We start from the raw sequence: 10,798 nt of genomic DNA on the forward strand, positions 1-10,798 counted from the left end.
ACAAAGGCTTTTTTATTTCATCTATTTAAATTGCCTGTATACGATAGGTATGCTTTGAAACACAGGCCATATGCTTGATTTGAATCTGCGATGCTTCATTTGAATCTTCGCCGATAACCCCAAGTTCTCTCCTATCAGATCCTTAGGAATGTTCTCCCCTCAGCTCCTTTTGAATAAAATCAATGATAGCGGCAGTTTCCTGGGATTGAAACCAATGCGTATAACCATATTTTTTAAACCATGTAATCTGTCGCTTGGCATAACGTCGCGAATTTTGTTTGATTTTTTCGGTCGCTTCCGCCAAAGACTGCTTGCCATCAAGATAATCAAACAACTCAGCATAACCAACAGTGAGCAATGCAGGCTTCGTTCTGAAAGGAAGTAAAGCTTTCACTTCGTCCAGCAAGCCATTTTTCATCATCAGATCGACACGTAAATTGATCCTTTCATACAACTTTGCCCGATCCATATTCAAGCCAATGGTAAGAATATCAAAAGGTCTTTTCTCGACATCTTTCTTATGGTAAAATGACATCGGTTTACCTGTCGCCTCAAAAACTTCAAGCGCCCTGACGACACGTTGTGGATTATCGATGTCTGCCGTTTCAAAATATGCAGGATCAATTCTTTTCAATCGGTCTTTTAAGGCCTCCAATCCCAATACTGCAAGTTCATGATTAAGTCGCTCGCGCACTTCATCCCCCGCCTTGGGCAGATCATCCAATCCTTCGCACAGGGCCCGTACAAACAGGCCCGATCCACCTACCATAATGACGACGTCATGCAATTGAAATAGTTCTTCCAGTTTCAATAAAGCTTCACGTTCAAAATCTCCTGCAGAATATTCCTGCGTGATGGAGTGTGAATCAATGAAATAATGGGGGGCAGCAGCAAGTTCCTCTGGATTTGGTTTTGCTGTACCAATAGACATTTCCCGATAGAACTGACGGGAATCAGCAGAAATGATCGCCGTATTAAAATATTGTGCCAATGAAATAGCCATTGTAGTCTTACCAACGGCAGTTGGCCCCACAATGGCTATCAATGTTTTTTTATTTGCCATAATATAGTACTTCACAGGCCGAAAAGAACCTGTAAAAGTCTTCTTCATTAATATTCGTCTTCGTAGCCGTTGGATTCTTCACGCTCTTCACCTTCTTCACCCTCTTCCTCATCATCACCATCATTGTCGAAGCCATCCAGTTCGTCTTCGTCATCGACGCCATATTGCGTATCGTCTTCCTCCACGTAATCGTCCTCTTCAATAGCATCTGAGACCGGAAAATTAGCCGCAGTCATGGTTTTAGGAACCTGGCCGATGGACTTAAACAGCGCCGGGTATTCCTTCCCATCCTCTTCTTTCAAGATTTTGATCAGTTCAACCTGGAAATCATAAGGGCGATCAAAATTGTAAACGTAGTAAAATTTCTGATGTGGATCATCGATAAACTTACTTAAACGGATATTCTCCATCAACAATACCTCAGCATCTTTTTTACGTTGTGTAGGCTTGAATGCAATCTCTGTTCCTTTTTTCCACTGATCATTGCTCACATAGAACGAGGAAGATGCATCTGCAGCATAACCTGTAGATTTATGGATTTCCTCATGTAGGTCTATAAATGTACTTTTAGAAGGCATGTCGATCTCACGATATACATCTTCATAATCCTCAAAAGTAACTCTAAATCTATAAATTGCCATCTCTGCTATTTTCTTCTTTTAACCCTCTAAAATTAATACTATATTTTAAGAATTGGAAATTTCCAATGGGATTTCTTGTTTGATCGTCAGGTTCATTTCCCCTGCTTTTTTCACCAAGAATTGATAAGCCTCGACTCTGGAATTTGGAATCTCGCCCTCCAAAATAGCCTCGCGAATCAAATTTTTCAGCTGCCCTACAGTACGCCCTGGCGCTAAGCCAAATAGGATCATGATATCCTCTCCACTGATCGGCGGCTGCCAGTTCCGAACCTTGTCCCGTTCTTCGACATCCTTCAATTTTTGTTTGACAAGTTCAAAATTCTGACGATATTTTTTCTTTTTAAACTCATTTTTTGTGGTAACATCAGCATGGCATAACATCATCAGGGCTTCAATATCATCACCTGCTTCAAACAAAAGACGGCGTACGGCAGAATCCGTTACGATATCCTGCGCCAAGACAATAGGCCGAAGATGCAATTGCACCAGCTTCTGCACAAATTTCATTTTCTCATGGAGCGGCAACTTCAATTCAGCAAAAAGCTTTGGTACCATACGCGCACCACGATCTTCGTGCCCATGAAAGGTCCAGCCGAGCTTTTTATCGAAACGCTTTGTTGCCGGTTTGGCAATATCATGCATAATCGCGGCCCATCGTAACCAAAGGTCTTCAGACAATTCACATACATTATCCAGCACCTCCAGCGTGTGGTAGAAATTATCTTTATGGCCTTTGCCATCAATGACATCAACCCCGTGCAAATTATACATGGCCGGAAATATCAATTCCAGGAGACCAGTATCAAAAAGATATTTAAAACCAACTGACGGTTTGGGTGAGAGAATAATCTTATTGATTTCATCGATAATACGTTCTTTGGAGATAATCTTTATTCGCTCTTTGGTATCACTAATCGCTTTGATCGCATCAATCGCGATTTTAAAATTGAGCTGTGTCGCAAAGCGGATAGCCCGCATCATACGCAGTGGATCATCGGAAAACGTTTCTATCGGATCTAGAGGAGTTCGGATAATACGCTGTTCGAGATCTTGAACTCCGTTAAATGGATCCACTAAAGTACCATAATCTGCTTTATTCAATGAAAACGCCATCGCGTTGATCGTAAAGTCACGCCGATTTTGATCATCGGTTAAGGTACCGTCTTCCACAATAGGCTTACGCGAGTTAGCACGATAGGATTCCCTTCGTGCACCGACGAACTCCACATTGAGTCCTTCATAAACCAGCATGGCTGTACCAAAATTCTTGTAGACAGCAACTTTAGTATGTAGCCTATCACCCAGTAAAGTCGCAAATTCAATGCCGCTGCCGACGACCACAATATCCACATCATTCTTAAAAGGGCGCTTCATAATATAGTCGCGAACATACCCCCCGATGACATAACATTCTGTATTTGTTGTCTCGGCGAGTTCCTTAATGATTGAAAATATTGGATGTTGTAAATTATCGTACATAGTTAGAACAGCAGGTAAAAAACCAAACAGTTTGCAAAAGTAACAATTTTTTTTGTATTGGAATTAGAGACAATTGAACAAGGATCAAAGACGTTGACACTGTAAACGGCGAGCTTACAGATTAAATCAACCCTCTTTATCCTTGTCCCTAAAAAAAGTAAGACTGCAACTTAGTCTCTATCTTTGGATAACTTACGGAAAGCAAGTGGATTTTTAAGCAATTCGGCCTGTTCGCGGCGGCGTTTTACAATATGTAAAGCCGAGAAAATAGCCTCGATAAAAGAGCTTTCAGAAGCTAGGTTTTTTCCAGCAATATCATAGCCTGTACCGTGATCAGGCGATGTACGTACGATAGGTAGACCAGCCGTAAAGTTTACACCGGCACCTTTGGCAATATGTTTAAAAGGAATTAAACCCTGGTCATGGTACATCGCGAGTACCGCATCGAATTTCTCATAAGCACCTTTTGCGAAGAATCCATCGGCAGGATATGGACCAAAGCAGAAGATCCCCTGCTCATTTGCTTTTTCTACGGTAGGTCTAATGATCTGATCATCTTCGGTACCAATAATCCCATGATCGCCAGCGTGTGGATTAAGCCCCAAGACTGCGATCTTAGGTTTTTCAATCCAAAAATCTTTCTTCAACGAATCATTCATCAGGGCTAGCTTTTTAAGAATTGCTTCTTCGGTAATATTCGCCGCAACCTCATGCAGCGGAATATGACCTGTTACCACACCGATACGTAATTCGTCACAAACCATAAACATCAATACATCATCAGCCTCTACTTTAGCCTGCAGGTATTCGGTATGGCCCGGAAATTGAAATCCCTCCTGTTGAATATTATGCTTATTGATTGGGGCAGTTACTAAAGCATCAATCTTGCCGGCTTTCAAGTCTTCAACAGCCTTCTGCAACGAAAGGAAAGCATATTTACCGCCGATCTCATTTTCTTCACCCAACGAAATCTTCACGTCTTCCTGCCAGCAATTGATCATATTTGCTCTTTTGGAATGCGCCTGCTCAGCATCATTGATCACGTTAAAACTAAAATCATTTACTCCGATCGCTTTACGATGAAAAGAAGCAACCTTTGTATTTCCGTAAACCACTGGCGTAAAGAAATCACACATCCGCTGATCTACCAAAGATTTAATGATGACTTCAAGTCCAATGCCGTTAATATCGCCTACGGTAATTCCGATTTTTAATTTATCGCTCATTCTGTTTAAATGCTTTGATTCAAAAATAGGGATTTTTTTCTTAGAATAACTTTTCACTTATTTATTTTTTACTTTTGCAACATGAGCACAGTAAGAGCAAAAAAACATTTAGGACAGCATTTCTTGAACGATAAAAATGCTGCACAAAAGATTGTGGAAGCATTGGATCCTAAATTGGGTTTTAGCCAGGTGCTTGAAGTTGGCCCGGGAATGGGGGTACTTTCAGATTTTCTCTTGCAGAAGGAAGATTATGAAACTTATTTGATCGATGTGGATGATGAATCCATTGCTTATTTGGACGATAAATATCCCCAGTTGGGTAAACGATTGATTCACGGTGATTTTCTGAACCTTGACTTTTCACAGTATTTTGGCGAGAAAATGGCCGTTATCGGCAATTTTCCGTACAACATCTCCTCCCAGATTCTCTTTAAAATTTTGGATGAGCGGCATCGTGTTGTTCAAATGGCGGGGATGTTCCAGAAAGAGGTCGCTGAACGCTGTACTGCCAAAGCAGGAAGTAAAGAATATGGCATCTTGAGTGTCTTTTTACAGGCGTATTATAAAGTAGAATACCTGTTTACTGTAAAGGCAGGAGCATTCAATCCACCGCCAAAAGTATTGTCGGGTGTTATTCGCATGACACGCAACGACAGGGAACAATTGAATTGTGATGAAAAATTATTTTGGCGTGTTGTTAAAGCAGGCTTCAATCAACGTCGCAAAACCCTCCGCAACTCACTTTCGGGTGTTGTTCCGAAAGATAAAATGTCCGACAATCCGTTGTACGAGCTACGGGCAGAACGATTGACGGTAGATGATTTTGTCGGTTTAACAAACGAAATAGCAAACAGTCTTTAATATGCATTCGACGAACAGCACATGGATTATCGTAGGCGGAGGTATCGCTGGATTATGTGCTGCAATAGGGCTTGCAAAACTAGGCATTGAGGCACATGTCTATGAAAGTACCATTGAACTCAAAGGCATAGGTGCCGGATTCGGGCTCGCAGCCAACGCCATGCAGGCTTTGGAACATTTAGGATTGAAAGATGAAATCGTCCCGTTAGGGCATTACCTGGCATCCTACAATGTCTTGGATCAAAAGGGAAATATTCTTGTTGAACCAGACACTAGGTCAATCAGCCAAAAATATCAGCAGGACAACTTCGCTATCCACCGGGCAGACCTGCATCAGTTTCTATTATCCAAAATTCCGAAGGGGCAAGTTCATCTCGGCAAACGCGCCGTTTCCTTTGAACGAGCGGGCGAAGATATTCATGTTTATTTTGCAGATGGAAGCCATGTACAGGGGCAAACCCTTTTGATTGCCGATGGTGTACATTCAGCACTACGACAACAACTCATACCGGGCTCTGCACCTCGTTATTCGGGCTACACCTGCTGGCGGGCAACCATTGACAATAGCAGCATACAGCTCGGTAAAGGAACAGAAACCTGGGGCAGCAAAGGACGCTTTGGAATGACCCCACTTGTCAATAACCGGATCTATTGGTACGCCTGCATTAATACTGAGGCACAAAATCCGGTCTTTAAAAGATGGAAAACAAAGGAGCTTCTCGAAAATTTTAAAGATTATCATGCCCCTATTCCAACGATCCTGTTGGAGACAAAAGATAGCGAATTAATCGCAAATGACATTATTGACATCACACCACTTCAACAACTCGCTTTTGACAATATCCTGTTATTGGGTGACGCAGGACATGCGACGACGCCCAACTTGGGCCAGGGAGCCTGTCAGGCTATTGAAGATGTTGCTGTGCTGATAAACGAACTCCAAAGCTCCGATTCCATTAATTTGGCCTTCAAACGATTCGAAAAAAGACGATTGGATCGGGTAAATTATATCTGTAATACTTCCTGGAGAATAGGAAAAATAGCACAATGGGAAAATCCATTCCTGATAGGAATGCGAAATTTTTGCATGAAAATAATGCCCAACCGCATGAAACAACAGCAGTTAAATAAATTACTGTCTGTAGATTTTATGCAAATCAACCATAATCATGACGCTGGGATCTAAATCATCGTACTACACAGCAACGGTATTCACTGATCAGTGCCACATAAAAAAAATGGAATGAAAACTACTATTTTGATCGTCGACGACATTCATGAAATCATGCTTGAGAAATTCGAACAGGCGGGGATCGCCTACAATTATCAACCTGATATCAGCCGAGAAGAAGCTGAAAAAATTATCGCTAATTACTCCGGTATGGTTATCCGTTCCAAATTTCAGGTAGATAAAGCTTTTTTTGACTTGGCGCCAAACCTCCGCTTTATTGCTCGTGCTGGTGCTGGGATGGACAATATCGACGATACAATTGCTACGCAAAGAGAAGTGCTGTTAATTCCGGCCAATGAAGGCAATCGGGATGCTGTAGGTGAACATATGATCGGTATGTTGCTTAGTCTAATGAACAATTTGAATCGTGGGGACCAACAAATACGATCTGGGCAGTGGCTGCGTGAGGCCAATCGTGGATATGAGCTTAAGGGGCGTACTGTAGGTTTGATCGGCTATGGACACAATGGTATGGCCATGGCAAAAAAATTATCCGGTTTTGATGTACAGGTACTTGCCTATGATAAATATCGAATCGACTATACGGATCAATATGCATCGGCAGCAGACATGGAAAAGATCTGCAAAGAAGCCGATGTGATCAGTTTCCATATCCCCTTAACGGATGAAACAAGAGGTATGATTGATGTGGATTATCTGGCTAAATTTGAAAAACCTATTTTCTTTTTATTAGGGGCGCGAGGCGGTATTGTACAAGTTCCAGCAGTGCTTAACGGCCTTGATTCCGGTTCCATTATCGGAGCAGCATTTGATGTGTTGCCCGTAGAAAAGTTCCCAAAACTCGCCGAACAGAGCTGGTATGCAGATCTTATCCGTAGAGACAATGTAATCTTGTCGCCGCACGTTGCCGGATGGACCTTTGAAAGTTATTATAAATTGTCGGAAGTCGCCGCAGATAAGATCATCGCCTTTTTGGCGTCTTAATTTTGGCAAAGAGTTATTTGCCAAAATCTTCAATCAATCATGCGAGCAAGCGAGCAAGTAATCAATTAAGCATCCCCTATTCATACAGGTGCAGGAGAGTAAAGTAAGCCATTGCTCTTGAAAGCTCTAAAAAATCAGGTTCCGGGGCTAAAGATACCGACAACAACAACAATCAGAAACTGAAGCACCAAGCTACAGTCCAGTAGATAAGCGTAGTGGTAATGGTCTTTTGTTTTGAAAACAGCCAACTTAAGCAAGGCAAATATAAGTACGTTGGTCAGAATCAATCCGATTTTAATAGGTACGGCATAGGGTACACACAAAACCAAAATACAATGAAGGCCTAGTAGCCCATAGGTTAGATTTTTAGCTTTTTGTTCACCCAGCATATTAGGTAAAGTCCGTAGATGATAATAGGAATCCTGTTGAATATCCCGAATATCGAAAGGCAATGTACAGATAACCAAAAATATAAACTTCAATCCGCAGAGCGCAATAAAAACCCACTGATCTATTGTGACACCGATGTTGGCTAGTTCCACATAAGGGAGCACCACACTGCTGCAGACCCAGACCAAGGCAATGTGAAAAATCTTGGCCCCGGGTATCTGTCGAAGCCCCACTTTGCGGTCACGGAAGGTAAATAGAGGCATTCCGTATAGTAGACTCAGTATTCCAATAAATCCCAAAAACAAAAAAGAGTACAGATGTATATGCCACAAGCAATAACCAAGTACAAGCAAAGCGATACCATTGTTTAACCACATGACCCATTCATGATTAAAGATCCAGCGTGTCCGGGGGAATTTTGATTCTTTTGGATACTTTGGTTTGGACCACCACAGGCTAAAATTATAGAGTAGCAAGGTCGCCGTTCCTTCTACTAAAACGATATACCAATTGATAGACCGTTCAAATATGATATAAGTCAATGCGCATTGTGCCATGGCCGCCATGGCGATCAGAAGATTTGTATAGATTGTAATATAGAATAGCTTTCTTAGAAAAGACATCTTGAAAAATCTTGATGCAAGATAACAATCTTATAGATAAAAGTAGTTTAACATTATATTAAACATCAATTTTTTGATAAAATGGGCAAAAACCGCTAAATTGTACACCGAAATCGAAATATCAAAAACAATTTCGCAACGATAACAATATAAATTAAAATAATTCATAATAATCCTAATAACGATGAGCCTACAAATAAAATCATTTGAAGAATATCAAAGTGAATATAAGCGAAGTGTAGAACAACCTGAGGAGTTTTGGGCGAGCATTGCAGATCATTTTTTCTGGAAGAGAAAATGGAATAAAGTATTGAACTGGAACTTTGAGGAACCCAATGTCAAATGGTTTGAGGGTGCTAAATTAAATATTACAGAAAACTGTCTAGATCGCCATATTTATGCTAATGGTGATAAACCAGCCATCATCTGGGAACCTAATGATCCAAATGAAGCGCACCGCATTCTTTCCTATAAGCAATTACTACAAAAGGTAGAGCAATTTGCCAACGTACTTAAAAATAATAACATCAAAAAAGGAGACCGGGTATGTATTTACTTGCCAATGGTTCCTGAATTGGTTATTGCTGTATTAGCCTGTGCTCGTATCGGCGCTATCCACTCGGTGGTGTTTGGTGGCTTTTCAGCACGGTCTATTGCTGATCGTATCGTCGATGCAGAATGCAAACTGATCGTCACTTCAGATGGTAGTTACCGCGGCAATAAAACCATTGGTTTAAAAAACATTGTGGACGATGCTTTAATGCAATGTGACACTGTTGAAAAAGTAATTGTTTTAACACGTACGCGTACACCGGTATCGATGATCAAAGGACGTGACGTATGGTGGGAAGATGAGATCAAAAAAGTAGAAACACAAGGAAATCCAGCATGTCCAGCAGAAGAGATGGATGCTGAAGATAATTTATTCATCCTTTATACATCGGGGTCCACAGGTAAACCTAAGGGTGTAGTACACACTTGTGGCGGTTATATGGTGTATACAGGCTATACCTTTATGAATACGTTTCAATATAAGCCAAACGATGTATTTTTCTGTACAGCAGATATCGGCTGGATTACAGGACACAGTTACATCGTTTACGGACCGTTATCACAAGGAGCTACTTCTTTAATGTTTGAGGGTATTCCAACCTTCCCGGATGCGAGCCGTTATTGGGACATTGTTGATAAGTTCAAAGTCAATATTATCTATACATCTCCTACTGCTTTACGTTCATTGATGGCTTTTGGCGACGAATTTGTCGACAAAAACGACCTGTCCTCTTTACGTGTTTTGGGGTCTGTAGGCGAGCCAATCAACGAAGAAGCCTGGAACTGGTTTAACGAAAAAGTTGGTAAAAAGAATTGTCCTATTGTTGATACCTATTGGCAGACAGAGAATGGAGGCCATTTGATCACTTCATTGGCCGGAGTAACACCGGAAAAAGCAAGTTATGCGATGTTCCCGATGCCGGGCATTCAACCCGCTTTGATGGATGAGAATGGAAAAGAAATCGAAGGCAATGATGTCACAGGAAACCTATGTATCAAGTTCCCTTGGCCGGGTATGCTACGCACGACATGGGGGGACCATGACCGCTGTCGTCAAACCTATTTCTCGACGTATAAGGATATGTATTTTACGGGCGATGGATGTTTCCGTAGTCCAGAAGGCTATTACAAAATCACAGGTCGTGTAGATGATGTATTAAACGTTTCGGGCCACCGCATTGGTACGGCAGAAGTGGAAAATGCGATCAATATGCACGCTGACGTTGTTGAATCTGCCATTGTCGGTTATCCGCATCCTGTAAAAGGACAAGGTATCTATGCTTATGTCATTGCGAATCACCATACCGATGCAGAAGCCACCAAAAAGGATATCATGGAAACTGTTTCACGTATTATCGGTCCGATTGCTAAACCAGACATTATCCAATTTGTTGATGATTTACCAAAAACACGTTCAGGAAAGATCATGCGTCGTATTTTACGTAAGATTGCCGAAGACGATATCGCCAATGTAGGTGATACTTCGACACTTCAGGATCCTGCCGTTGTAGAAGGAATCATCAAAGGCGCTGCAGCTTTGAAAAAATAGCATATAAAGTATCTAAAATAATAACAGCCTTCCAAATAGAAGGCTGTTATTTTTTTAGATACTTTTGATTATATCCCACTCAAATTTAACCTTATAGGCAATGTATAGCCAACCCGTACACGCTCACCACGTAGCATACCAGGTTTACATTCGCTAAGCTTTTTATTGTTCAAAGAGCCATATACACACACATAGATCGGCTTCTTCAGCAGCTCCTTTTCCTTCTTAAGTTAGCTTA

Annotated in this window: 9 protein-coding genes; 4 read left to right on the top strand and 5 right to left on the bottom strand. The window is 41.4% G+C overall.

The window, feature by feature from the left end; genetic code table 11:
- Positions 1–142: 142 nt before the first annotated feature.
- The 4 genes from miaA to pdxA form a co-directional block, all read right to left on the bottom strand.
- Positions 143–1,111, bottom strand: coding sequence for a tRNA (adenosine(37)-N6)-dimethylallyltransferase MiaA (gene miaA, locus AAW12_RS00215; protein ID WP_231585171.1), 969 nt, complete (start codon positions 1,109–1,111; stop codon positions 143–145).
- A complete protein-coding gene (locus AAW12_RS00220; protein WP_046671616.1) occupies positions 1,111–1,704 on the bottom strand; it encodes an IS1096 element passenger TnpR family protein in 594 nt (197 codons plus the stop codon). The genes miaA and AAW12_RS00220 overlap by 1 nt, the downstream gene beginning before the upstream one ends.
- A 45-nt stretch (positions 1,705–1,749) precedes the next feature.
- Complete coding sequence (locus tag AAW12_RS00225) at positions 1,750–3,183, bottom strand: CCA tRNA nucleotidyltransferase (RefSeq protein ID WP_046671617.1); 1,434 nt, start codon at positions 3,181–3,183, stop codon at positions 1,750–1,752.
- Between the two features lie 170 nt (positions 3,184–3,353).
- Positions 3,354–4,409, bottom strand: a complete 1,056-nt coding sequence (gene pdxA, locus AAW12_RS00230; protein WP_046671618.1) for a 4-hydroxythreonine-4-phosphate dehydrogenase PdxA — start codon at positions 4,407–4,409, stop codon at positions 3,354–3,356.
- A gap of 81 nt (positions 4,410–4,490) precedes the next feature.
- Here pdxA and rsmA point away from each other — a divergent pair, with 81 nt between their 5' ends.
- Genes rsmA through AAW12_RS00245 form a run of 3 tightly spaced genes read left to right on the top strand, consistent with a single transcriptional unit; the run spans position 4,491 to position 7,446 of the window.
- A complete protein-coding gene (rsmA, locus tag AAW12_RS00235) occupies positions 4,491–5,270 on the top strand; it encodes a 16S rRNA (adenine(1518)-N(6)/adenine(1519)-N(6))-dimethyltransferase RsmA (RefSeq protein WP_046671619.1) in 780 nt (259 codons plus the stop codon).
- Position 5,271: 1 nt separating this feature from the next.
- Positions 5,272–6,456 carry an FAD-dependent monooxygenase gene (locus AAW12_RS00240; protein ID WP_046671620.1) on the top strand — a complete coding sequence of 395 codons (1,185 nt, stop codon included), beginning with the start codon at positions 5,272–5,274 and terminating at the stop codon, positions 6,454–6,456.
- Between the two features lie 57 nt (positions 6,457–6,513).
- Positions 6,514–7,446 (top strand): NAD(P)-dependent oxidoreductase, encoded by a 933-nt coding sequence (locus AAW12_RS00245; RefSeq protein WP_046671621.1) that lies wholly within the window; start codon positions 6,514–6,516, stop codon positions 7,444–7,446.
- A 134-nt stretch (positions 7,447–7,580) separates the two neighbouring features.
- On the opposite strand, the gene AAW12_RS00250 is transcribed toward AAW12_RS00245, so the two are convergent.
- Positions 7,581–8,459, bottom strand: coding sequence for a hypothetical protein (locus tag AAW12_RS00250; protein WP_046671622.1), 879 nt, complete (start codon positions 8,457–8,459; stop codon positions 7,581–7,583).
- A 184-nt stretch (positions 8,460–8,643) separates the two neighbouring features.
- Between AAW12_RS00250 and acs the strand changes: the two genes are divergently transcribed.
- Positions 8,644–10,560: an acetate--CoA ligase gene (gene acs, locus AAW12_RS00255; protein ID WP_046671623.1), complete on the top strand. Its 1,917-nt coding sequence runs from the start codon at positions 8,644–8,646 to the stop codon at positions 10,558–10,560.
- Positions 10,561–10,798: the final 238 nt, after the last annotated feature.

The organism is Sphingobacterium sp. Ag1, assembly GCF_000988325.1.
Lineage (GTDB): Bacteria > Bacteroidota > Bacteroidia > Sphingobacteriales > Sphingobacteriaceae > Sphingobacterium.

What these genes read in the sequence shown, in the direction of transcription:
- miaA (WP_231585171.1), bottom strand. Translation starts at nt 1,111, where the DNA reads ATGAAGAAGACTTTTACAGGTTCTTTTCGGCCTGTGAAGTACTATATT.
- AAW12_RS00220 (WP_046671616.1), bottom strand. Translation starts at nt 1,704, where the DNA reads ATGGCAATTTATAGATTTAGAGTTACTTTTGAGGATTATGAAGATGTA.
- AAW12_RS00225 (WP_046671617.1), bottom strand. Translation starts at nt 3,183, where the DNA reads ATGTACGATAATTTACAACATCCAATATTTTCAATCATTAAGGAACTC.
- pdxA (WP_046671618.1), bottom strand. Translation starts at nt 4,409, where the DNA reads ATGAGCGATAAATTAAAAATCGGAATTACCGTAGGCGATATTAACGGC.
- rsmA (WP_046671619.1), top strand. Translation starts at nt 4,491, where the DNA reads ATGAGCACAGTAAGAGCAAAAAAACATTTAGGACAGCATTTCTTGAAC.
- AAW12_RS00240 (WP_046671620.1), top strand. Translation starts at nt 5,272, where the DNA reads ATGCATTCGACGAACAGCACATGGATTATCGTAGGCGGAGGTATCGCT.
- AAW12_RS00245 (WP_046671621.1), top strand. Translation starts at nt 6,514, where the DNA reads ATGAAAACTACTATTTTGATCGTCGACGACATTCATGAAATCATGCTT.
- AAW12_RS00250 (WP_046671622.1), bottom strand. Translation starts at nt 8,459, where the DNA reads ATGTCTTTTCTAAGAAAGCTATTCTATATTACAATCTATACAAATCTT.
- acs (WP_046671623.1), top strand. Translation starts at nt 8,644, where the DNA reads ATGAGCCTACAAATAAAATCATTTGAAGAATATCAAAGTGAATATAAG.